This is a genomic window from Rhizobium johnstonii 3841 (assembly GCF_000009265.1).
GTDB lineage: Bacteria > Pseudomonadota > Alphaproteobacteria > Rhizobiales > Rhizobiaceae > Rhizobium > Rhizobium acaciae.
Genome location: NC_008378.1, coordinates 396,313 through 419,323, shown reverse-complemented (window position 1 = coordinate 419,323; position 23,011 = coordinate 396,313). Strand labels below are relative to the sequence as shown.

Annotated in this window: 17 protein-coding genes and 1 pseudogene; 13 read left to right on the top strand and 5 right to left on the bottom strand. The window is 60.8% G+C overall.

Annotated elements, in window-relative coordinates; translation table 11 throughout:
* Nucleotides 1-16 precede the first annotated feature (16 nt).
* The 13 genes and pseudogenes from RL_RS34850 (at nt 17) to RL_RS34795 (ending at nt 17,108) form a co-directional block, all read left to right on the top strand.
* Nucleotides 17-1,021 carry a dihydroxyacetone kinase subunit DhaK gene (locus tag RL_RS34850; protein ID WP_011649154.1) on the top strand — a complete coding sequence of 335 codons (1,005 nt, stop codon included), beginning with the start codon at nt 17-19 and terminating at the stop codon, nt 1,019-1,021.
* Nucleotides 1,022-1,024: 3 nt separating this feature from the next.
* Nucleotides 1,025-1,669, top strand: coding sequence for a dihydroxyacetone kinase subunit DhaL (gene dhaL, locus RL_RS34845; protein ID WP_011649153.1), 645 nt, complete (start codon nt 1,025-1,027; stop codon nt 1,667-1,669).
* Nucleotides 1,670-1,740: 71 nt separating this feature from the next.
* Nucleotides 1,741-2,994: an ABC transporter substrate-binding protein gene (locus tag RL_RS34840; protein ID WP_003550417.1), complete on the top strand. Its 1,254-nt coding sequence runs from the start codon at nt 1,741-1,743 to the stop codon at nt 2,992-2,994.
* Between the two features lie 93 nt (nt 2,995-3,087).
* Nucleotides 3,088-3,987, top strand: a complete 900-nt coding sequence (locus tag RL_RS34835; protein WP_011649152.1) for a carbohydrate ABC transporter permease — start codon at nt 3,088-3,090, stop codon at nt 3,985-3,987.
* Nucleotides 3,984-4,868: a carbohydrate ABC transporter permease gene (locus RL_RS34830; protein ID WP_011649151.1), complete on the top strand. Its 885-nt coding sequence runs from the start codon at nt 3,984-3,986 to the stop codon at nt 4,866-4,868. The genes RL_RS34835 and RL_RS34830 overlap by 4 nt, the downstream gene beginning before the upstream one ends.
* A gap of 33 nt (nt 4,869-4,901) precedes the next feature.
* The gene (locus tag RL_RS34825; RefSeq protein WP_011649150.1) at nt 4,902-6,422 is read left to right on the top strand and encodes a DUF5060 domain-containing protein; all 1,521 of its coding nucleotides are present in this window, start codon (nt 4,902-4,904) and stop codon (nt 6,420-6,422) included.
* Nucleotides 6,423-6,442: 20 nt separating this feature from the next.
* Entirely contained in the window at nt 6,443-7,513 is a 1,071-nt protein-coding gene (locus RL_RS34820; protein ID WP_011649149.1) for an ABC transporter ATP-binding protein, read from the top strand.
* Nucleotides 7,514-7,636: 123 nt separating this feature from the next.
* Complete coding sequence (locus tag RL_RS34815) at nt 7,637-8,146, top strand: GNAT family N-acetyltransferase (RefSeq protein ID WP_011649148.1); 510 nt, start codon at nt 7,637-7,639, stop codon at nt 8,144-8,146.
* A gap of 227 nt (nt 8,147-8,373) precedes the next feature.
* The gene (locus RL_RS34810) at nt 8,374-10,044 is read left to right on the top strand and encodes an IS66 family transposase (RefSeq protein ID WP_011649147.1); all 1,671 of its coding nucleotides are present in this window, start codon (nt 8,374-8,376) and stop codon (nt 10,042-10,044) included.
* A gap of 269 nt (nt 10,045-10,313) precedes the next feature.
* Nucleotides 10,314-11,225, top strand: coding sequence for a protein-L-isoaspartate O-methyltransferase family protein (locus RL_RS34805; protein ID WP_011649146.1), 912 nt, complete (start codon nt 10,314-10,316; stop codon nt 11,223-11,225).
* A gap of 138 nt (nt 11,226-11,363) precedes the next feature.
* Nucleotides 11,364-11,495, top strand: a pseudogene (locus RL_RS40930) (integrase); the annotation flags it as partial.
* A gap of 3,176 nt (nt 11,496-14,671) precedes the next feature.
* Complete coding sequence (locus RL_RS34800) at nt 14,672-15,751, top strand: YihY/virulence factor BrkB family protein (protein WP_011649145.1); 1,080 nt, start codon at nt 14,672-14,674, stop codon at nt 15,749-15,751.
* 73 nt (nt 15,752-15,824) lie between these two features.
* Nucleotides 15,825-17,108, top strand: coding sequence for a cystathionine gamma-synthase family protein (locus RL_RS34795; RefSeq protein ID WP_003550455.1), 1,284 nt, complete (start codon nt 15,825-15,827; stop codon nt 17,106-17,108).
* A 45-nt stretch (nt 17,109-17,153) separates the two neighbouring features.
* Here RL_RS34795 and RL_RS34790 read toward each other — a convergent pair whose 3' ends face one another.
* The 5 genes from RL_RS34790 to RL_RS34770 all read right to left on the bottom strand — a co-directional run bounded on the left by RL_RS34790 (nt 17,154) and on the right by RL_RS34770 (nt 22,994).
* Nucleotides 17,154-17,567, bottom strand: coding sequence for a cupin domain-containing protein (locus RL_RS34790; protein ID WP_011649144.1), 414 nt, complete (start codon nt 17,565-17,567; stop codon nt 17,154-17,156).
* A gap of 51 nt (nt 17,568-17,618) precedes the next feature.
* On the bottom strand, nt 17,619-18,383 hold the full coding sequence (locus RL_RS34785) for an SDR family oxidoreductase (protein WP_011649143.1): 765 nt from the start codon (nt 18,381-18,383) through the stop codon (nt 17,619-17,621).
* A 271-nt stretch (nt 18,384-18,654) separates the two neighbouring features.
* Entirely contained in the window at nt 18,655-19,722 is a 1,068-nt protein-coding gene (locus RL_RS34780; protein ID WP_011649142.1) for an IS110 family transposase, read from the bottom strand.
* A 559-nt stretch (nt 19,723-20,281) separates the two neighbouring features.
* Nucleotides 20,282-21,487 (bottom strand): thiolase family protein, encoded by a 1,206-nt coding sequence (locus tag RL_RS34775; RefSeq protein WP_011649141.1) that lies wholly within the window; start codon nt 21,485-21,487, stop codon nt 20,282-20,284.
* The gene (locus RL_RS34770; RefSeq protein WP_041936999.1) at nt 21,465-22,994 is read right to left on the bottom strand and encodes a class I adenylate-forming enzyme family protein; all 1,530 of its coding nucleotides are present in this window, start codon (nt 22,992-22,994) and stop codon (nt 21,465-21,467) included. Before RL_RS34770 ends, RL_RS34775 begins: the two co-directional genes overlap by 23 nt.
* Nucleotides 22,995-23,011 lie beyond the last annotated feature (17 nt).

Below are 23,011 nucleotides of genomic sequence, written 5' to 3'. Positions count from 1 at the left end.
TTCCGTGGAGGATTGCATGAAGACGAAGAAGCTTATCAATGCCGGCGCAGATGCCGTCGATGAGATGCTGCAAGGGGTGTTGGCAGCGCATCCGCGCCACCTATACGCCGTGGAGAACATGCCCCGCGCGATCATTGCCAGAAACGGGCCGCGCAGGGGCAAGGTCGGGCTGGTCATCGGCGGTGGATCCGGGCACGAACCGACATTTCTGGGGTTTGTCGGCAAAGGCCTCGCAGACGCGGCCGCGATCGGCAACGTCTTCGCGTCGCCGCCGCCCGATCCGATCATCGCCTGCGCCATGGCGGTCGACGGCGGCGCCGGTGTCCTGTTCATGTATGGCAATTATGCCGGCGACGTGATGAACTTCGACATGGCTGCCGAGATGCTTGCGCTTGACGAGATCGAGGTACGCACCGTGCTCACCACGGATGACGTGGCGTCTGCCCCTGCTGATCAGCGGGACAGGCGGCGGGGCGTAGCGGGCAACGTCTTCATCTTCAAGGCTGCCGGTGCGGCCTGCGATCTTCTCTATTCCTTTGACGATGTCGAGCGTGTCGCCCGCCATGCCAATGCGCGAACCTATACGATGGGTGTCGCGCTTTCGCCCTGTTCGCTGCCCCAGACCCTCCGACCAAACTTCCTGATCGGCGAAGGCGAGATGGAGATCGGAATGGGCATCCATGGGGAGCCTGGCGTGGCGCGCGAGCCGCTGAGGCCGGCCGACGCGGTGACCGACGAACTCCTGGACAGCATTCTTCGCGAAATGAAAGCAGACCGGGGTGATCGTGTCGCGGTGCTCGTCAATTCACTGGGCTCGACCCCGATGATGGAACTCTACATCATGATGCGGCGCGTGAAGTCCCGGCTCGACGATGCCGGGTTCGTCATCCATACGTCGCTCGTCGGAAACTACTGCACCTCGCTCGAAATGGCCGGCGCGTCGATCACGGTCATGCATCTCGACGACGAGCTTCAGCGATTGATCGACCACCCCTGTGATTGCGCGATGTTTGCGAGGTAATCGATGATGTTTACGACCGAAGACCTGCAGCGCATGTTTGCCGGGATTGCCGAGGATATTGCAGCAGAGAGCGACCATCTCTGCGCGTTGGACGGCGCCATCGGCGATGGAGATCACGGCCTTGCCATGGATGCGGGCTGCCAGGCCGCGGCGAAAGCGGTCGGCGAACTTGACCCCGGGATTGCCCCGACAACCGCATTCAACGTCGCGGCAAAGGCATTCCTGAATGCGGTCGGCGCTTCGTCCGGCCCGTTATATGCCACGGCCTTCATGCGCGCCGGAGCAGCCGCCAAAGACAAGCAGACTTTGAGCGACGACGACTTCCTGCGCGTCTTCGCGGCAATGGCGCGGGGAATCCAGGAACGCGGAAAGGCCGAACCCGGTGAAAAGACAATGGTTGACGCCTGGAGGCCCGCGGCTGACGCGGCACTCGATGCCCGTCAGTCGGGAGAGCCCCTCCCCCAATGCTTCGAGGCGGCCGAGCGGGCAGCGCGCGCAGGCTGTGAAGCGACCGGCAACATGACGGCGGCCAAGGGACGGGCTTCGCGATTGGGGGACCGCGTGATCGGGCACATCGATCCCGGCGCCGCCTCCGCAGTCATCATCATCGCCGCGATGGCCAAATTTGCTCAGCATCACGATGGTTAGCTCATCATACCAGTTGACATGTCAATGACTATCTGCAACAAGGGGCCCGGCTTTACAAGAGGAGGACGGTAATGCTGACCCTTTCTGCGAAATTGAAGACTGCGAGCATCGTTGCGATCGCCGTGGCGTCGCTATCGGCCACGCCGGTTCTTGCTGAAGACATCACGCTTTGGACCCTCAACTTCGACAACAATGCTGCCAACACGGCTCTGAAAAAGGTGGCGACGGACTTCGAAGCGGCAAACCCCGGAACGCATGTCGAGATCGTTCAGCGCGCCGTCGACGAGCATAAGACCGCCTTGCGCGTCGCTGCTGGCTCCGACAAGGGGCCTGACATTTATTTCAGCTGGGCCGGCCTCGGCCTCGGTGGCGAATATGTGAAGGCCGGTCTGTCCCTGCCCCTCGACAAATACTATGCCGAGTATAAGTGGAGCGACGAATTGTTGCCCTCGGCAGCGGCTTTTGCCGACCTCTATCCCGGCGGCAAGCATGGCGTCCCCTTCACCTTCAAGGGTGAGGCCGTCTATTACAACAAGAAGCTTTTCGAACAGGCCGGCATCAAGGAAGAGCCGAAGACCTACGAGGAATTCCTTGCCGCGGCCGATAAGCTGAAGGCCGCAGGCATCCCCGCCTTCACCTTCGGCGGCACGGTCAACTGGCACGTCATGCGTCTCATGGACGTCATCCTTGAAACGAAGTGCGGTGCTGAAAAACACGATGCGCTGAAGGCGATGACGCTGGACTGGACCAAGGAACCCTGCGCGACGGAATCCTTCGCGGAGTTTGCGAAGTGGACGAAGGACTATACGCTGCAGCCGTTCATGGGCATCGACAACAAACAGTCCTACAGCCTCTTCACCGCGGGTCGTGCAGCGATGATGCTCGAAGGCGACTGGCTGGTCAGCCAGCTTAACGGCTCCGGCGCCAATCTCGACGACTACGGGATTTTCCCCTTCCCGACCAACACCGATCGTCTCTATGGCTTTGCCGAGTACAATTACATCAGCACCAAGAGCAAGAGCCCTGACGTAGCGGCGAAGTTCCTCGACTACTTCCTGTCGACGAAGGTGCAGCAGGACCTGCTCGGCCAGCTGAGTTCGACCTCCGTCAACAAGAACGTACAATATGCCAACCAGAAGCCGCTTGAGGCGGAATGGCTGGGGATCTTCCAGAAATATGGCAAAGTGTACATGAACGGCGACCAGGCGTTCCCGCTCGACGTCACGACGGAGTACTTCCGGGTCATCAACGATGTTGCTTCCGGCAACACCGAGCCGGCCGATGCCGCCAAGCAGCTGCAGAGCTTCATCGCAAGCCGAACCTGATTCCTCCCGAGGTGCCAGTCGATCGACCCAACTGTCGATCGACCGGCACATTCTTTCATCAGCTGGCAGCCGCTTCACTGCCAGGAGGAAAGCATGTCACTTCGACAATCGACACATGATCCGCGCGTACAAGCGCTCATCCTGCTCGTGCCAGCACTCGCGATTTACGCGGTCTTCGCGCTCTACCCGATGCTCAACGTCGTGATCCTGAGCTTTCAGAAATGGAACGGGCTCGATCCCAATCGACAATTCGTGGGGATTGCGAACTACCAGGCAATTTTCACAAGAGATCCTGTGTTCTGGGTTGCCTTTCGCAACACGGTGATCTGGACCTTGATGAGCCTGATCTTCCCGCCAATGGTCGGACTGCTGCTGGCGCTCAGCCTCAACCAGAAGATATTCGGCCGAAATGGCCTCAGGGCCATCTTCTATCTGCCGGTTATCATCGCGCCGATTGCCGTCGCCACCATGTGGAAATGGATGTACGATCCGTTCTTCGGCCTTTTCAGCCAATTGCTCACCTCGTGGGGCATGCAAGGTTGGATCAATGACTGGCTGGGCAACCGGGATATCGCCCTTTATTCGGTCTTCGTCGCCTATCTGTGGCAGACAGTTGGCTTCTCGATGGTCCTGTTCCTGGCGGGCCTGCAGAACGTCTCCCAGACACTCGTCGAGGCCGCGCGCATCGATGGCGCCGGCCGCTGGGCGGTGTTCAAGCATGTGACATTGCCGGCATTGCGCCCGACGATCACGATCGTTCTCGTTCTTTCCGTCATCTCCTCCCTGAAGGCTTTCGACATCGTCTATGGTCTGACGGGCGGCGGGCCGGCGCAGTCCACCCAGATGCTGGCGCTCTGGGCGTTCACGCAGGCGATGCAGATCTTCGATTTCGGACGAGGTGCGGCGATTTCGGTCGTGCTGCTGCTGATCACCATGGCCGTCGTCATTCCCTATCTCAAATGGACCCAGAAGCACGAGGAGGTTGAATCGTGACAGCAGTACCGACCGACCAGACCGCAGTGCATCTGCAGGTCGAACCATCGTCGATGAAGCGGGATCCGATTCTGATCGGCCTCTGGATCACGCTTGTCATCGTGGCGCTCGTCTGGGTCGCGCCATTCGTCTTCATCGTCTTCACCTCCTTGAAGACGCCGGCGGCGGTGACGGGCACGGGCGCCTTCGTGCCGCCAACCGAGCTCGCTTTCGAAAACTACAGCGCCGCATGGAGCCGCGGCAACTTCGCAAACTCCTTCTTCAACAGCGTCATCATCACCGTCATCAAGGTGCCGCTCGGGCTGTTCCTTTCGGCGATGGCCGCCTATGCCCTTGCCAAGATCAAGCTGAAGATCACCAAGGCCTTGCTGCTGCTCGTGGTGTTCGGCACGATGATCCCCTTCCAGGTGATGCTTGCGCCGCTCTTCACCCTGGTCAATTCACTCGGCCTGATCGACACCTATCCGGGCGTCATCCTTCCCTACATCGCCTTCGGCGTTCCCTATCAGGTTTTCATCCTGCACGGCTTCTTCAAGAGCATTCCCAAGGAGCTGTCGGAAGCAGCACTGATCGATGGTGCCAACCACTTCATCATCTTCAGACGGATCTTTCTGCCGGTGTGCCTGCCCGTGCTTGCCGCCCTGCTCATCCTCGACTTCGTTTCCACCTGGAACGAATTCGCCATGGCGCTGGTGCTGCTCCAGGATCAGCACATGTGGACCTTACCGCTCGGCCTTATGTCGTTTCAGGGGCAGTTCTCGAGCAATTACGGCCAGCTCAATGCGGCCATCGTGATGACCGTCCTGCCGGCAACGATCGTCTATCTCATCTTCCAGCGTTACTTCGTCTCTGGCCTGACCTCCGGCGCCGTCAAAGGCTAGCGACCACAAAAGCATTCACGAGGAGAATATTCTATGTCTGATGCAACAGTCGAAAAATGGGGCGTGTTCGAGGCCTCCTTTGATGGACCCTCCGGCGGAAATCCCTATCTCGACGTGGCATTCGATGCCGTGTTCACCCACAAGAGCCGCGAAGTCCGCGTGCCGGGCTTCTATGACGGCAACGGCACCTACCGCATCCGCTTCATGCCGGATAGCGAGGGCGAATGGTCGTTTCTGACCCGTTCCAGGACTGCTGCACTCGACGGCAAGACCGGTGCATTGACTGCCACCGTGCCTTCGGCCGGCAATCACGGACCGGTGCGCGTGCGCAACAAATTCCACTTCGCCTATGCCGACGGCACCCCGTTCCTGTCATTCGGAACGACCTGCTATGCCTGGACGCACCAGCCGCTCGAGATGCAGAAGCAGACCCTCGAAACCCTCAAGAAAGCCCGCTTCAACAAGATGCGGATGGGCGTGTTTCCGAAGGATTATCCCTACAACGTCAACGAGCCGCTGCACGCCTGCTTCGAACGCGGAGCGGACGGGAAGGAAGACTTCGATCGTCCGAACCCCGCCTCGTTCCAGCACTTCGAGAAGCAGGTCGCAGCGCTCTGCCAGCTGGGAATCGAAGCCGATATCATCATCTTCCACCCCTATGACCGGTGGGGCTATGCCGACATGTCGGCCGAACAGGATTTTCGCTATGTCGAATATCTGGCCGCTCGTCTCGCCGCCTACCGGAACGTCTGGTGGTCGCTTGCCAACGAATATGATTTCCTCATCGATACAAAGCCGATGGAGCAGTGGGATCGCTACTTCCACATCCTGGAAGAGAACGACCCATACCAGCACCTGCGCTCCATCCATAATGGCGACGTGACGGCGAATTTCGATCATCGCAAGCCGTGGGTGACGCACACCTGCATTCAAAACCCAGACGTCAAGCGGACACAGGAATGGCGCGATGCCTACGGCAAGCCTGTCGTCAACGACGAGCCCGAATATGAGGGCGACATCCTGCAATCATGGGGCAATCTCAATGCGCAGGAGCTCGTGCATCGCTTCTGGATCACGATGGCGCGCGGCGGCTATGCCGGCCACGGCGAAACCTATTCTCATCCCGAGGACCTGATCTGGTGGGCCAAAGGCGGGGAACTGCGCGGCGAAGCGTGGAAGCGCATCGCCTTTCTCCGCGACCTCCTGGAAGCCGATGTCAAGCACGGCCTCGAGCCGCTCGGCATCATCGGCGAGTGGCCCTGGTCCCGCGTCTCGGGCGCGCGCGACGGCGACGGCGATTTCCGTCTGATCTATTTCGGTGAGCATCAGCCGGTGATCTGGTCCACCGGCCTGCCGGTCGACGGCGACGACTATGATGTCGATCTCATCGACACCTGGGAGATGACGATCACACCGGTCGAGAAGGTGGCGGCTCCCGTTCCGCATCCGACGCGCCATGGCTCGGTCGTGCGCGGCGGCAAGCCGGACGCGGCCTTCGGCGTGAAAATTCCGCGCAAGCCGTACCAGGCGCTGCGCGTGCGCAGGAAGCGCTAGAAGATGACAAGGGGTACTAAATGTCTGGCTTGAGCATCAGAAACGTCAAGAAATCCTTCGGCACGGTCGACATCATTCATGGTGTCGACGTCGAGATCGCCGACGGTGAATTTACCATTCTCGTCGGCCCCTCCGGCTGCGGCAAGTCGACATTGCTGCGCATGATTGCCGGGCTCGAGGATATCACCGCCGGTCAAATCAGCATTGACGGCCGGGTCGTGAACAATCTACAGCCGAAGGATCGCGATATCGCGATGGTCTTCCAGAACTATGCATTATACCCGCAGATGACGGTCTCCCAGAACATGGGATTTGCGCTTGAACTCGCCGGGGCCAAGCGGCCGGAAATCGAACAGAAGGTCGGTGAGGCTGCAGCAATTCTCGGATTGCAGCCGCTTCTCGATCGAAAGCCGGCGCAGCTGTCGGGCGGACAGCGGCAGCGCGTCGCCATGGGCCGCGCCATCGTTCGCGATCCGAAAGTCTTTCTATTCGACGAGCCGCTCTCCAATCTGGATGCGAAACTGCGGGTGAAGATGAGAGCGGAGATCAAGGCTCTGCACCAGCGCCTGAAGACCACGATCGTTTACGTCACCCACGACCAGATCGAGGCCATGACCATGGCTGACAAGATCGTCGTGCTCCACGGCGGTCGCGTCGAACAGATCGGCAGTCCGCTCGAGCTCTATGACCGACCACGCAATATCTTTGTCGCCGGTTTTCTCGGTTCCCCCGCGATGAACTTTCTCGAGGGAACCCTTGAGGGCGCAGGCAACCCGGTATTGTCACTGCCGGGTGGGTCACGCGTAACGCTTTCGCGGGCTCCAGCCAATGCCGCCAACAGACCGCTGACGCTGGGTATTCGTCCCGAAGACATCACCTTCGGCGGCGAAAACGGTGTGGATGCCGTGGTCAAGGTGGTCGAGCCCACGGGATCGGAAACCCATGTCGCCGTGGAACTCGAAGGCAGGGAGCTGACATGGGTCGTTCGCGAACGTGTCGAGCTGGTGCCGGAACAGCCGGTGAAGCTTTCTTTCGAAACCGCCAAGGTTCACTTCTTCGACCGGCAGACGCAGCAGCGCCTGAACGCCTGAAGACGACACACCCGGAGTAGTCCGTCGAACGCGGAACCGGAATTTGCCCTTGCAGACGAAACGCTGACTTGTACTCTCTAGTCTCGCCAACAGGCTGTTGGTCGAAGACGAGGTAGCCAAGACATGCACATTCGAAAGGCCGTCTCCGCCGACGCGGCGGAGCTGAGCAGTCTCCTGAACGAGATCATCCTTGCCGGTGGAACGACCGCACTCGAGACGCCGCTTTCGGCTGCCGAGTTCGCGGACTGGTTCATCGATGGCGAGTTTCCTCTTACCTGCCATGTTGCAGAGCACGATCGGTCGCTCGTCGGTTTTCAGTCGCTGAGCTTATACGGCGATCCGCCGAAAGGCTTCGCCGACATCGCTACCTTTGCCCGCCTGAACCCAAGAACCCCAGGCGTCGGCAGTGCTCTCTTCCCGGCAACCCGAGCCGCAGCGGGAGAGTTCGGGATCGAATTCATTAATGCGACCATTCGGGCCGACAACATCAGCGGCCTTGGCTATTACGCAAAGATGGGCTTCGAGACCTATGACCGGCTGGTCCAGGTTCCACTTCAGGACGGGACGCCCGTCGATAGGATCAAGAAGCGTTTCAGAGTAGACGCTGGGCACCACACGATACCCGACGCCTGAAACGTGTCGATAGTCCTGTCGGAGTGCTTGGCATCCAGGGGCCGGACGGCTTCAGCCTTGCCCAGCGTCACCTGCTGTCGAGGACCGATAGGCCGATAGTACGTGGGGCAAAATCCATGGCGGCGTTTTGGTGAGCGGTCATAGAAGTGTGCATAACCGCGCGCTTTGAGAAGTGATTGCTAGTCTGGGGATTCTCAAGCCGGGGCAAATCATGATTCGATTCTGCAATGAAGAAACGGCTCCCCTCCCCCGAGCATGCCGACACGCTTTCACTGAATGCGTTGCGCGGATTGGTGACGGGTCTTCTGGAACGGTCGCAGCAGGCAGAAGCCCGGCTTGCGAAGCTTGAGGCCGACAACATCCAGCTGCGGGAGGAAAACGCCGCCCTTCGGCTGGAGAATACCCGCCTGAAACTCGAGAACCAGCTGTTGCGCGACGAGATCGCCCGGCTGAAAAATCTGCCGCCGCGCCCGCCGTTTCGCGCCTCCGGCATGGAGAGGGCAACGGAGGCCTCTCCAGCAAACCATGTGGCCGGCAGGAAAAAGCCGCGGGGTCCGAAGCTGGATGTGGATCGGGTCAGCCGGCAGGAGATCCTGCGCATCGATGCTCCGTCCGGCTCGCGCTTCAAGGGATATAGAAGCGTCTACGTCCGAGACCTGGTGCTCAAGGCGGAACTCGTGCACTACCGCCGTGAATGCTGGGTGACACCGGATGGAAAGACGGTTCTCGCTCCCTTGCCGGCCGGGATCATAGGTGGCTATGGCGCCAACCTCCGGCGGCTTTGCCTGATGCTGCACGCACAAGGACAGGTGACGACGCAGCGGTTGACGACATTGCTGAACGATGTCGGGATCGCCATCTCCAAGCGTCAGATAGTGCGGCTTCTCACCAGGCAGCTGGAGGGCTTCGTCGCCGAGGATGCCGCACTGCTGCATGCCGGTCTCGTGGCGTCGCCTTATGTGACGGTTGACGACACCGGCGCGCGGCATTCCCATAATAACTATTACACCACACAGATCGGCGGTGCGGATTTTACCGTCTTTCGCACCACGAAATCGAAGTCACGCCTGAACTTTCTGTCCCTGCTGCGCGGCGGCTATCAGGATTATGTGCTGGGTGACGCCGCATTCGATTATCTGAAAGAACGTCGCGGCAATCCGCCCGTAGTCCATGGGCTTCGGACGTTTGAGCCGCAACACTTCTGCAACCAGGTACCGTTCATGGCGCATCTGGCTGACAAAGGTGTCGATATTCTCAACCGCCAGGAGATCGGCACCCTTGCCGAAGCAGGGCTTTGGGGCTCCATCCGCCATCACGGCCTGATGGCAAATACGGTGATCGTGTCCGACGATGCCGGACAGTTCCGTGTCGGCAATCATGCACTGTGTTGGGTCCATACTGAGCGCCTTCTGCAAAAGCTGATGCCGACCACTGCAAAGGAGGAGCGGCTGGTCACGATGGTCCGAGATCTCGTCTGGCGTTTCTATAAAGCGCTGAAAGCCTACCAGCAGTGCCCTTCCCCCCAGTCCGCTCCCGCATTCCGACGACGGTTCGATAGGATCTTCACACTACGTACGGGTTATGAAGCACTCGACACGCTTCTCGAGCGACTGCATCGCAGGAAGAACGAGCTGCTAAAGGTGCTCGAGTATCCCGGCATCCCGCTCCACACCAATGCCTCCGAAAATGCCTTACGGACGTTTGTCACGAAGCGGAAGATCTCCGGTGGCACAATGAGCCAGGATGGCCGTGTTGCGCGCGATGTCATGCTCGGCCTGATGAAGACCTGCCAAAAGCTCGGCCTTTCCTTCTACCATTATCTCGGTGACCGGCTTGGGATCGGCAGTGAAGATCACCCCATCCCGTCTCTCCCGGCCACCATCCTTGCCCGGGCTTAAACGCTGGAGCCACCAACGGTCATCAGCGCTCGACGCTTCTGCCTGCCAAACCGGCAGCGCCATCGAATCTGCCCCACTTACAGGCCGATACCGCGTCTTTGTCCGGCCACGCTGGAAGTTAACCATATGAAGTAACAGCGTAGTTTTTCATAATGGAAGAGAAGTGTCGGATAGCTTCCGTCACCAGTTCACCTCCTCCATGAATCAATCATTCGGGATAGAAATGGATTTGGAGCCGCAAAGCGCAAAAAGGGGAACAGGTCAAAGCCATGCCCGGAGATTTGCCCATGCCGACTACGATGTTCACGGCCGACGAACTGGCGGTGATCCGCCGCGCTTACGCGCATCAGGTGATGGCAACCGCCGCAACGACGAACCCGCGGATCGAAGCTGCCTTTGCCACCGTCCCGCGCGAAAAATTCCTCGGCGCGCCACCATGGCAGATCGCCAATCTGGGCGGCGGAAATCGCCCCCTCCCCTCCTCCGACTTGGTTCTGGCCTATCAGGACGTGCTATTCGCCCTGCAGCCCGACAACGGTGTCAACAATGGTAGCCCCTCACTGCATGCCCGGCTCCTGGCAGAACTGGACATACAAATCGGCGATCGCATCGCCCATATCGGTGCCGGCACCGGTTATTACAGCGCAATTCTCGCAGAGTTGGTCGGCACTTCTGGTCATGTCTATGCCGTCGAGATGGATCCCGATCTGGCGGCCCACGCGCAAGCAGCGCTTGCCGAGCGCGCCAATGTTAGCGTCATCAACGCCGACGGTAGTCAATGGCCGCAGCAAGAGGTGGATGCGATCTATGTGAATTTCGCCGTCGCGCGGCCCGCGGAACCCTGGATCGAAAGGCTGCGGCCTGGAGGGCGTCTGGTGCTGCCACTCGGCGTACCGCGCCAGGACCGACCGCCGAAAGGCGGCCGTCATGCGTCCCATGGTGCTGCACTTCGTATCGAGCACGGCGAGGGTGGATTTGCGGCGCGTTGGATCGGCACAGCCTATTTCGTCTGCGCCAACGGTGGGTTGACGATCGACGATAACGAGATCGAGGCGCTGACCGCCGCCTTCAGGCGCGGCGGCATCGAGTTCGTCAAAAGCCTGCTCTGGAAGACGGAGCCGCGGATAGGGCGCTGCTGGCATATCGGCGGCCAATGGGCGCTCTGCTATGACGACGTCTGAGCCATCCGCGCCGGTTCGGCAAAACCGACCACCCATCCCTGCGGAGAACGGGAGTGACGTAGCGCGCCGCGGCACCCAAGAGTTTGACGTTCTCGGCACCACCTTTCCTTCGACCGACGCGATCAGCTAGCCGCACTTCTGACCGACGATGACGTCGCAACGCTCAAACATCCGGCGCAAGGCATGGGCGACAATATGCTCAGAGCGCCGACCTCGGATCTGGCCATCTCGGAGCTTAGTCATGGCGAGCCACCGGCACCCTTCCCCGCCCAGTGCTAGAGGACCTGCTGTGAAATCAACATCCATCATCTCTCGGAGTCAGCGAGCGTGCGGCAAGGATCGGAGCCAAGGCATACCGACTGAGATCGAGATAAGATTGGCCGCCGACGGCGTGTTGAATGCAGCGGCCAGCGTGCGTCAGATATGGCGCCCCAACAGCTGACTTGATCGGCTCTAATAGGCTGGCTCGACATGACCAAGGCTTTGCGCGCTTCCTCCTGGAAAGCGCCACGTAGACCGGCGGCTGAGATCAGCAAGCGGCGGCGACCGCGCCATCGTCGGTCGGTGGCGCTCTTGGCGCGCGGCTTGCTCGCCAGCGATCTCACGAAACAACCACGCGCGTCTCTCCTGCTGGAGGCGATGCGGCGGTCGCGGCGCAAATCGGCGGCGCAGACAACCCATCGCCGGCTCAAGCTCCCTGATCTCGACACATCTCGCGAAGTCCGATCGACACGTATGGAAGGTGAGGATGCGGCGCCTGTGCGGCGGCGGGTTGCCAGAATGACAAAAGCCCGGCGCGGGAGAGATGCGCCGGGCTTCGAAAGTGACCGACAGCTGGGAGGAGAAGTGCTGTCCGTCGGACCGAAGCGGCTAGGAGGGGAAAGCGCTTCGGTCCGTCACGAGGTAATGTCGCAATGCGGCAAATTCAAGCCTGACGATTGCGCGGATGTCGCAGACGAAGTGCCAGGCAAGTACAGCCCAATCTCGCACGCGATCAGGGCTAGGCGAGGGGTTGTCCGCGGACAACTTGCCGTCAGCGATCCGGCGGAGGGAGTTCAACAGCTTTCAGCGGGCCGACCTGCTCCACCCCGAAATGCTCGACGAGGGTAGGGGATCGCACTGCTGGTGCGCCAAAAACCGGGCGCGCGAATGGAGATTACCGCAATGGTCGACGGCGATCTGCCTTGGAGCTGCCTTGCCTAACCCTTCGCCTTCTCACGGGCGTGGTCTCGCTTATCTCCATCTGACTGAAGCCGAATTGACCGAGAGATCGAATAAGGCAATCGCTAAGCCGGACGATCTGGCGCCGGCGACCAACGACGACCAGAACATCCGGCCCATCCGCCCACCACATGCGGATGTCGCCGCCGGCTTTTCGCCATCCGCCGCATCATTCGAGGCTTCGGCCTTTGACCTACGAAGCACAGGAAGGGGACCAATCGGCAGGCTTGGACGAACAAACCGATCGACGTCCCGCGGGCTGACACGCTGCTGAATTCGCCGCCGTCACCTGCCGCGCTCTCTCCAGCCCTCCCCTAAGATGCCCCGCAGAGGCCTCGAAGGACGGTGCTGGCCGCCCCGCTTGCCCGATCTGCCCGGGATTGCGACCGAAGCGTAGTCGTTGGCCAAACAACCTCCGCCTGGTGACGAGCGGCCTCGATTGCCGCCTCATCAAGGAGGCCCAAGAGTGGCAAGGATGAGGCCGCGGCGGCGCCATGCCATCCTTGCCGCGGATCCCTTTCGGTGACCGAAGCCGCATCGCAGGCAGCCCGCATCTCTTCGAATTGGCAACGTTCTGCTCCTCCTAAACGCGGGGTAAGCTCTTGGTATCACGGACCCGTCCACAGACCCGACAGAGATCTTCGAAACTCTTGGAGCCGAAGGCGCCACGCCTGTTCGGCAAGACGCAGGACACCGCTGTTCTACAATGGCAGGCAGGGCCATCAGGCGGGCGTACTGCCGCAAGTCTATGGCATCCATCAGCAGGGCGATATCAGGGATATTTTCCCGGCAGCGAACCAATTGCTGCGGAGATCGGATCATGTGCAAACGACCTGACATCTACCACGTTGATCATCCGGTTGTCCGCGGACAACGGCACGATCAGTCGACATTCGACCTGCAGGGATTCGCGGATTCGCCTGAGGCAAGACTGGAGGGTCGACAGTCCTCCCGTCATTGAGGCTGCGCCTTCCGTGCGATAGCCGACCGACACAGAACGCTGTCTCGCCGCCACCGCATTCGGCTCTTCACGCGACCGAGCGGAAGGATCAGGCGACAGGGGAGGGGCTGCCTTTCGACCTACGGGATCGGCAGGTCACAGCCGAGGCCTTCCGACGCATCAGCTCATTGCGAACGGGGTGGCCGCTGATATCGACCGACAGCCCGTCAGCGCGCATGACCTAGCGACGACTATCCCCGATCTGCTTGCGACAGCGAGCGAGCGCGTGTGGGAACGGTGGCCTCCGGTCCACCATGTCCTGGGATAGCCGACCGTGGCGCCACGGCTTCGCCGCCATGTCAGATGGGGCGGCGCCCATCATTGATGCACGTTATTTGATGACGCGCAGCTCCTCGCTCTAAGGCAATGTGGAGGACGAGCGTTAGTCCCGGCCGATATGCCAGGAGATGATCCTGCACCTTCGAAAGGGATGCTGGAGATGCCCGGCAAAGAACTGCCGGAGCAGCGCTGCCAGTGACAGTCGGGGAGGGGCCGCCGATGGCACATAACGCCAGACTGCGAGCTGACCGACGTCCGGAGCAGCGCGCATCATGTCACCACCGCCTTGCCATACAGTTGCTTTCGCGTGGAGACTTGGCGATCGCGATGCGCGTTCTGCCGATTGCCGAGACGCTATCAAGCAACCATCGTGGCCATGGAGGTCGCGGCCGCCGGCAGGCAGTGTCTCGACGACACTCAGCCATGCCGCGCGCCGAGCGAGAGCAATCGGCTCGCAGGTGGCCGGCCTGGTATTTGCCCGTTGATAACGCAAACGGCTATTGCAGGCCGCTGTCACCGGCGCTATTGTTTTGTTGGACTTGCTGCACAGCACATCGCCTGAGGTGCCGGTCGCAGATAGTTGCCTGCTTCGGATCGCAGCAGGTGGAATTCAGATCCAAGCCGCGCCTCAGATACGGGCTGCGCACCAATCTACCGCTTCGCGGCTGCCAAGCCGCCCCATCGGTAGATTTGTTGAAAAGACCCCCAGCACTGCAGTAACGAAACTAAAGTCCAGATTTGCTTCCGTAGCAGGATGTGACTGCAGTGATATCAATAGCTTATAATTGTAGCGGCGGCGTCGATCAATCGTTCCAATCCCCGCTTCCTGACACAATTGGACAAGCGGGCCCCCTCGGCCCTGCATCAAATGTCCGCAGGAAAGCAACGGCTTGCATCCTTTAGCGGCACCCTGCGTTATCTCCGCACCAGATCGGAGAACATCCTCATGCCAGATGTACTTCACCTCAAGAAGTTCCCCATTGCGGCGACAATGATGGCCGCAGCGATTGGCGCATTTGTCTTGATGCAGGCAACTGATCGCAGGTCGGTCGCCCCGTCTGCGGATACCGTCCGCGCAGCTGACGATCATGGCCGCAGCGCCAGCACGCCCGAGGCTATCCCCTTCAGCGGCCTTCGAGACGTGTTCTGGCGCGTCTTCCACGAGGTCCTCGCCGACCGGGTCACGCTGATTGCCGCGGGCGTGACCTTCTATCTGCTGCTGGCGCTGTTTCCAGCCATGGCGGCTTTGGTATCGCTCTACGGGCTGGTTGCAGATCCGGCCACCATATCCGAACATCTTCGCGAATTGGCTGGCCTCATGCCATCCGGAGCGTTCGATCTTCTTGCCAATCAGATCAAGGAACTCGTTGATCGGCGCGATGCTACGCTCGGCATCACCTTCTTCGTCGGCCTCGGTATCGCCCTCTGGAGCACGCATAGCGGCACGCTGGCGATCTTCGACGCGATGAACGTCGCCTATGAGGAGGAGGAGAAGCGGGGGCTTATCCGATTGAACCTGATCGGCCTCTGCTTCACCTTGTGCGCAATGCTTTTGACGGTAGTCATGGTGGCGCTCGTCGGGGTCATGCCGGTTGTTCTCTCCTATCTCTGGCTCGATCAGTTCAAGGAGCACATGGCCCTTCTCCTGCGATGGCCGCTGCTTCTGCTGGTCGTCGCAGTGGCCGTTACATCGGTCTACCGCTTCGGCCCCAGCCGGGAGCCTGCCAAGCTCCGGTGGATGACATGGGGCGCGGTTCTGACTACGGTCGCCTGGACCGCCATGTCCCTCGGCTTCTCCTACTATCTGGATCATTTCGCCAATTACAACGCGACCTACGGCACGCTCGGCGCACTGATCGGCTTCCTCATCTGGATCTGGCTTTCCGTCGTCATTCTCATCGTCGGAGGGGAGCTTAACGCCGAACTGGAGCATCAGACCGCGAAGGACACGACGACGGGAACGCCGCTGCCGATGGGAGCGCGCGGAGCCTATGTCGCGGACACTCTGGGCGAGACCATGAACTGACCGGGAAGATTGCTCCTCTCCTATGGTTTTGATGTATTCTGCCATTTCGCCAGTCGCGACACAGGAGACGATGATGACCGCCCCGCATCCTTCCAAAACCCATATCGGCAATCATGCCCTGCATCCCGAAACGCAGATGCTAAATTACGGCTACGATCCGGAGCTCTCGGAAGGGGCGGTCAAGCCGCCGGTATTCCTCACCTCGACCTTCGTGTTCAAGACGGCGGAAGATGGCCGCGACTTCTTCGATTACGTGTCTGGCCGTCGCGAGCCGCCCGAAGGGAAGGGGGCAGGCCTCGTCTATTCGCGCTTCAACCATCCAAACAGCGAGATCGTCGAGGACAGGCTCGCCGTCTACGAACGGACGGAAAGCGGCGTGCTGTTTTCATCCGGCATGGCGGCGATTGCCACCACCCTGCTTGCCTTCGTCCGGCCGGGCGATGCGATCCTGCATTCGCAGCCGCTCTACGGCGGAACCGAAACATTGCTGGCGAAGACCTTCCTGAACCTCGGCGCCGCCGCCGTCGGATTTGCCGACGGCGTCAGCGAAGGATCGGTGCAGAAGGCGGCTGAAGAGGCGATGGCCAAGGGCCGCGTTTCCGTCATCCTGATCGAGACGCCTGCCAATCCGACCAACAGTCTGGTCGATGTGGCGATGATCCGACGCGTGGCCGACGCGATCGGTGCAAGACAGGGCCATATGCCGATCATCGTCTGCGACAACACCCTGCTCGGGCCGGTCTTCCAGCGACCGATCGAGCACGGCGCCGATATCTCGCTCTATTCGCTGACAAAATATGTCGGTGGTCATTCCGATCTGATCGCCGGCGCCGTTCTTGGCCGCAAGGCGGTGATCAAGCAGATCAAGGCCTTGCGCGGCGCGATCGGCACCCAGCTCGATCCGCATTCCTGCTGGATGCTCGGCCGTTCGCTGGAAACGCTGCAGCTCCGTATGGAACGGGCAAACAGCAACGCGCGGGCCGTCGCCGACTTTCTGCGCGATCACCCGAAGGTCGAGAAGGTTCACTACCTGCCCTACCACGATCCGGAATCGCCGGCCGGCCGGACCTTCATCGCGCAATGCACCGGCGCCGGCTCGACCTTCTCTTTCGACATCCGCGGCGGTCAGCCTGCCTCGTTCAAATTCCTGAACGCGCTGCAGATCTTCAAGCTCGCGGTCAGCCTGGGGGGCACGGAATCGCTTGCGAGCCATCCGGCCGCCATGACGCATTCCGGCGTGCCCGCCGATGTCCGTCAGCGCATCGGCGTTCTGGAATCGACGATCCGTCTTTCGATCGGCATCGAGCATCCGGACGATCTGATCGCCGACCTGGAGATAGCACTGCAGGCTGCGTGATCGGGGGGAAACGATGCCCGGCGGCGCCGGGCATCAAGTACCACATTATTTGTCGTCGATCGTCAGTTCCGTCTCGTCTGTGTCCAGCACGAAGACCGCAAGCAGGCGCGCCGGCTTGGTGTCGCTGGCGTTTGCGCTGACGCTATGGTGATCGCCGGGAAATTCGGCGAAGCTTTCTCCGGCCTTATACGTTTTCACCGGGCCGTCATTCACCGCGCTGCGGATCGCCCCTTCGAGAACGGTGGCGTAGATGAAGGCCGAATCCGGATGGGTATGGCCGGGCGAGATGCCGCCGGGCTCATATTCCACCATCACAGCCTTCATGCTCTTGCCGGGAACATTGGGAAGCTTCTGGTCGAAAACGACGCTTATCTTCGCTTTTCCACCTCCGGCGTGAGCTTGAGTACCGGCGGCAAAGACAAGGGCGAAGGCCGCTGCCGAGATCATTTTTCTGAGCATGTCTGGTCTCCTCGGTTAATAGAATGGGTGTCGACAGGCGCCGCCTCGCTGTCAGGCGCTCTTTTTCTGCGGCGGCTGGCGGCTGAGCCAATCGTCGAAACGGATCTGGCCGAGCCGAGCCTTGGCCCCGGTCACGAGCGAATTGTCTTCGAGCTCGACGCCGAAATAGCGGGCGTGCGGATCGACGACCACCTGGCGCGGATCGTTTGTCGCCTTGAAGAGACGCGTGACGATTTCGGTGAGGCGGATTTTCTCCGGCCCGCCGATCTCGATGGTGCCGTTGAGAGGCGAGGCGAGCGCCACCTCGGCCATGACGTCGGCGACGTCGTCCGAGGCGATCGGCTGCATGTGGGCGGGCGACAGATGCACGGTCTGACCGACGGTGCCTGACTGGGCGATGCCAGCCATGAATTCATGGAACTGCGTCGAGTGCACGATGGTGTAGGGTATGCCGGACGTCTTGATCAGCTCCTCCTGGGCCATCTTGGCGCGCATGTAGCCGCTGCCCTGCAGCCGCTCCATGCCGACGATCGACAGGGCGATATGATGCTTCACGCCGGCGGCAGCCTCTGCCTTGAGCAGATTGCGGCCTGACGTCTGGAAGAATTCCAGGACGGCCTTGTCCTCGAATGAGGGCGAGTTCGCGAGATCGAGAACCACCTGCGCACCGGCGAGCGCTTCGGCCAGGCCCTTGCCGGTAATCGTGTCGACGCCCGAATTCGGCGAAGCCGCCAACACCTCGTGCCCCTTGTTGCGCAATCTTTCCACGGTCTTTGAGCCGATGAGGCCAGTGCCGCCGATAACGACGATTTTCATGGGTAGTCTCCAATGAAAGAACGCAAGGGGCAGAACACCACCATTTGGCGGCTTTTCCTTGGGTTCGGTTAAGTTTTGACCGGCATTCGCACCGATCGGCAAAGTCTCTCTTTCCGCCGGACAGATCGCTTTGCTGTCCTTCGGTTCTTGAACCAGTCTCCAATGCGTGACCTGATGCCTGGGGCTTCGGTCACAGAGTGGCGTTCGGCTCCCGGTTTCCCATTCTCCTTGAGAAGCGCAACCCAGTTCTACCGGGCTCGCTAGACTGCCATCAGGACAACCGGGATATCGTCGACGCGCCTTCCATGGTGCTTTCGCCGCGCGGCTCGTAGGCGCGCTGGTCACGCAGGATCTGGAAGGTGATCGTCAAAAGCTTGCGCGCAATCGCCACCCGCGCCTTGTTTATTCCTTTGATCTTCAGATGCTCGTATTGGGCGCGCAGCTGTGGATCGCTGGCGATGGCAGGAGCGACGGCTTCGACGAAGGCCCAGCGCAGCCACTTGTTGCCCTGCTTGATGATCTTGCCGTGGAAGGTCTTGCCGCCGGAGGAATGGGTCGACGGCACAAGCCCGGCATAGGCGGCAAGCTTCTTCGAGTGGCGGAACCGCGATATGTCGTCGATCTCCGCATCGATCAGCCGGGCGAAGAACTCGCCGATGCCGGGGATCGTCTTCAACAGCTTGACGTTGGCATTGGCCTTGGTCATCGCCCGGATCGTTGCTTCCGACTGTTTGATCCGCATGTCGATGTCGCCGATGAAGGCGAGACCACGGTCAATCTGGATGCGGTCGATCTCAGAGACGTTCACTTGAGCCAGCTGGACGCGGCCGGCCTTGCCAAACAGGTCGCCAAGCTTCTTCAATTGCGCCGTCTGCTCCGGATAGCGGTCGAACACCGTGACGATGCGGTTCTTGGTCATCGTGCGCAGCCGCACGTAAAACATCCGCTCGCGCAGCGCGACGCGAAGGTCCCGCGATCTCTCGCTTGGCGCCCAGGCTTCGGGTACCAGATCGGCTCTGAGCAGATGTGCCAGCACCGTCGCGTCGATCTTGTCGGTCTTGATCTTGGCGTCGGCGATCGCCTTAACCTTCAGCGGATGAGCGAGAACGACATCATCACAAATGTCGTCGAGCCAGTCGTACATCACCATCCAGTTGCGCGTCGCTTCGACAACCGCATGCGAGTTCTCCCGATAGCGTTCGAGAAACCCGCCGAGCGACTGTCGGTCGTTCTTCACCCGGCCGGATCTCAGCGTCTTGCCGCTGCTGTCCTGAACCACCAGGTGGCTGTAGGATTTGTGGTAGTCGACCCCGATATGGTATTCATAAGAGGCAGTCATGCTTCCAACTCCCTTATTGAGATCTTCGAAACCCCAATAGGATAAGCCGAAAGGCTGGAAGTGTGACTGTCCCTCGATCATCATCTGCATCTCAGTGATCCGTTCTCTCAACGGGCGCGGCCTCTTTCATGCCACCTCCTTGTCCTTTACGAGGAGTTTCCTCTGTTGACCTGAAAGCGAGCAGGCAACTGCTCGGCATGCCCCCGCGCCCTCGATGAGCGAAGCGACTTCATCGGGACCGTTGCCGGTGCGGCCGGTGTAACCGATGGGCAAGAGGATGCGCCGGATCGCGGCCCCAAACTATTCTTCCTCGGTCGCTGTCACCCTATGCGAACGTAGTAGGCGAGCTGGCTCTGCGATGAGCCAGTTGGCTGAAATGGAGGAACATCACGTCAACAGGCATCGGCCTGAGGATGAGGACGCGCTAAGGCTCGGCGAAACGGATGACCGGTTGCTGCTTCCAAACGCATGGCGGGAGTCGCTCTCGATCGGCTTCCGGCTTCAACATCCGGCGGATCACAAACGCGCCGCCGCCTGACGGTTCTGCGCCTTCGGCAGGTCAAGAAAGCTGGGTAGCCTCGAACATGGCGGTCAGTCCGATGCCTCCGCCGATGCCGATCATGGCCAAGGCAGTCGCGCCGGGCGCCCAGCCTTCCCCGGTGTTGCGGATCAGCCGGCTGTATAGCCTGGTAACGAGGATTGCGCCGGACGCCCCGAACGGATGGCCGAGCGCAATGGCTCCGCCGTCCTTGTTGATCGCGTCGGCAGGGATAGCGAGCTGGTCCAGCGATGCCAGAACCTGGGCCACGAAGGCCTCGTTGAATTCGATGGCATTGACGTCGGAAAGTGAGAGCCCGGGCTGACGCTGCAATAGCTTTCTGGTCGAGGCGACCGGGCCGATGCCGAGCAGATTGGGATCCACACCGGCAGCGGCACTGTCGATGAAGGCAAGGCCCTTTTCGATGCCCATGCTTCTCGCCATTGCGCGGCTCATGACCAGCACCAGACAGGCGCCGTCGTTCAGCGGGCAGGCATTGCCGGCTGTCACCGAACCATCGGCCAGGAAGACCGGCCGGAGGTTTGCGAGCGCCTCGAGAGATGTGGACGGGCGCGGGCACTCGTCCCGTTCGATCAGACCGTGGCCGGTGGAAATGTCGACGATCTCGGGGCGAAAGATGCCTGCCTCGGCCGCCGCTACTGCGAGCCGGTGGCTGCGCAGGGCGAATTCATCCTGTCTCTGCCGCGATATGCCGAACTGACGGGCGACGTTTTCGGCGGCAATCCCCATTTCCGGGTCGCCGATCGTGTCAGGCGAAAACCGGGCGCGCCCGTAAAATCGCGGCGGCATCCCATTCGCCTTTGGTCTTTCGACGCGCCATGGCGCGGTGCTGACGCTCTCCACGCCACCGGCCAGAAAGCACGAACCGGCTTTCGCCTGGATCTGCCGGGCTGCCATGATGATCGCTTCCAGGCCCGAGCCGCATTGCCGATCGATCGAAACACCGGGAACCGCCACGGGCAGACCTGCGGTCAGCGCTGCCAGCCGCGCGATGTTTCCGCCGCCGCCTGCGGCGTTGCCCACCAGAACGTCGTCGATGCTTTCGGGCGCAATTCCCGTTTCGGAAAGGATCCGATGAATGATCGGCGCAAGCAGGTCTTCCGCCGCGACAGTCGCAAGCGATCCGAAAGCCCGGCCGATCGGCGACCGGTAGGCGGCAACCACGACTGGCTGCCAATCCTCGTCAGGCTGAAAGGCGTAGGACAAGATCGTCTCCAGAAACCACGGCCCGCTCCACTTGCCCCCTCGAAATCTTGCCGCTGCTCGTCATCGGCCAGGACCTTATATGGTAGAATTGCTTGGGGATCTTGTACTTCCCGAGCATCTGCGCGCAATGATCAGCCAGGATTTTCGGGCCCACCGTCTCTCCCGAGACGACAGCGACGATCCGTTGGCCGAAATAGGCGTCCGGCAGCGCGAAGACAACAGCATCCTCTACCCCCGGGCAGGCCTTGAGCGCACTCTCGACTTCGGCGGGATAAACGTTGTTGCCGCCTGATATCATCATGCCGCCCGCCCTGCCGATCACCCGCAGCATGCCATTGGCATCGAGTTCGCCGAGATCTCCGACCGTCGCTCCGGCTTCTGTGACCCGGAAGGCCTGACCGTCGTCGCCCCAGAGATATCCATCCGCGATCAGGTCGCTCCTGACGAAAATGGTGCCTGGCACATCGGTCCCGACATTATTCTCGTCTGGATCGCGAATGGAGATTTCGACACCGGGATAGGCTTGTCCGACCCGGTCGATCGGAAAATCGATCTCGCCGCCCGCAAGGGTCGAGACGGTCATGAAACCAATCTCGGATGCGCCGTAATATTCCCGGATACGGGCCTTCGGAAACAGGCGACGCATGGATTCGACCCCGTTCCTGTCAAGCTTTGCGCCGGCGGTTAGGACGTCGCGCAAGAAGGTCAAAGCGGGTTCGCCCGCCCACGCCCTTGCAATTCCGGCTATATGGGTGGGCACGGCAACCAGCCGTTCGACTTGCCAGGAGCAGAGCGTGCGTGCGACCACGCCCGGATCCCATTTCCGGACTGAATGGAAGGTTGCCCCCGCATCAAGAGCTTCGACCAATGCATAGAGCGCCAGGCCGTGCGCGAGGGCTCCCGGGCACATTGTCGACGGCGCGTCTTCGAGCTCGAAAACGACGCGTCCGCGATCGAGGCTCCAGCGCCACTGCTCGCGCGAGCGATAATAGGCCTTCGGCTCGGCGGTGGTCCCTGACGTGAAGCCGATCAGAAAAATCTTGTCGGCATCGGCCGGCAGCTCTGCTTCACCGCCCGCTGCAGCGAGGTCGAAAGCCTCCGCTCCGGCGGTGACGACGGGAATGCCGAATCTACGGGCAATTTCGGCGCTCGGCCCGGCATCGTCGTCGACGATCAGAACGTCAGGCGTCAGCCGCTCGATGATGCGTTCGATCCTTTCCGCCGGCATTATCGGGTCGATGACCGCGCAGGCATTCGGGAAAGCGGTGGCCGCCGCAAAATACTCGGCAAAGCCGATATGGTTGCTAAGGCTGAGAGCGGCAAGCGTCTCCACACCGGGCAGATCGAGCGTGCGGCGGTTCGAGCGAGGGAGATCTTGGAGAAACCGATAGATTGCCTTGGCGCGCACATAGAGCTCGCCATAGCTGAGCGAATGCCCGTTGATCACCAGCGCCGGCTTGTCCGGTGTCTCCGTTGCATGTCGAAGAAGCTGCGCATGGATCGGCATGGACACCCGCTGGTTTG

Bases quoted from the DNA above. Each gene is read 5' to 3' on its own strand.
- RL_RS34825 (WP_011649150.1), top strand. From the start codon at position 4,902: ATGTCTGATGCAACAGTCGAAAAATGGGGCGTGTTCGAGGCCTCCTTT.
- RL_RS34820 (WP_011649149.1), top strand. From the start codon at position 6,443: ATGTCTGGCTTGAGCATCAGAAACGTCAAGAAATCCTTCGGCACGGTC.
- RL_RS34850 (WP_011649154.1), top strand. From the start codon at position 17: ATGAAGACGAAGAAGCTTATCAATGCCGGCGCAGATGCCGTCGATGAG.
- RL_RS34815 (WP_011649148.1), top strand. From the start codon at position 7,637: ATGCACATTCGAAAGGCCGTCTCCGCCGACGCGGCGGAGCTGAGCAGT.
- RL_RS34840 (WP_003550417.1), top strand. From the start codon at position 1,741: ATGCTGACCCTTTCTGCGAAATTGAAGACTGCGAGCATCGTTGCGATC.
- RL_RS34835 (WP_011649152.1), top strand. From the start codon at position 3,088: ATGTCACTTCGACAATCGACACATGATCCGCGCGTACAAGCGCTCATC.
- RL_RS34810 (WP_011649147.1), top strand. From the start codon at position 8,374: ATGAAGAAACGGCTCCCCTCCCCCGAGCATGCCGACACGCTTTCACTG.
- RL_RS34785 (WP_011649143.1), bottom strand. From the start codon at position 18,383: ATGAAAATCGTCGTTATCGGCGGCACTGGCCTCATCGGCTCAAAGACC.
- RL_RS34780 (WP_011649142.1), bottom strand. From the start codon at position 19,722: ATGACTGCCTCTTATGAATACCATATCGGGGTCGACTACCACAAATCC.
- RL_RS34795 (WP_003550455.1), top strand. From the start codon at position 15,825: ATGACCGCCCCGCATCCTTCCAAAACCCATATCGGCAATCATGCCCTG.
- RL_RS34805 (WP_011649146.1), top strand. From the start codon at position 10,314: ATGCCCGGAGATTTGCCCATGCCGACTACGATGTTCACGGCCGACGAA.
- RL_RS34770 (WP_041936999.1), bottom strand. From the start codon at position 22,994: ATGCCGATCCATGCGCAGCTTCTTCGACATGCAACGGAGACACCGGAC.
- RL_RS34800 (WP_011649145.1), top strand. From the start codon at position 14,672: ATGCCAGATGTACTTCACCTCAAGAAGTTCCCCATTGCGGCGACAATG.
- dhaL (WP_011649153.1), top strand. From the start codon at position 1,025: ATGATGTTTACGACCGAAGACCTGCAGCGCATGTTTGCCGGGATTGCC.
- RL_RS34790 (WP_011649144.1), bottom strand. From the start codon at position 17,567: ATGCTCAGAAAAATGATCTCGGCAGCGGCCTTCGCCCTTGTCTTTGCC.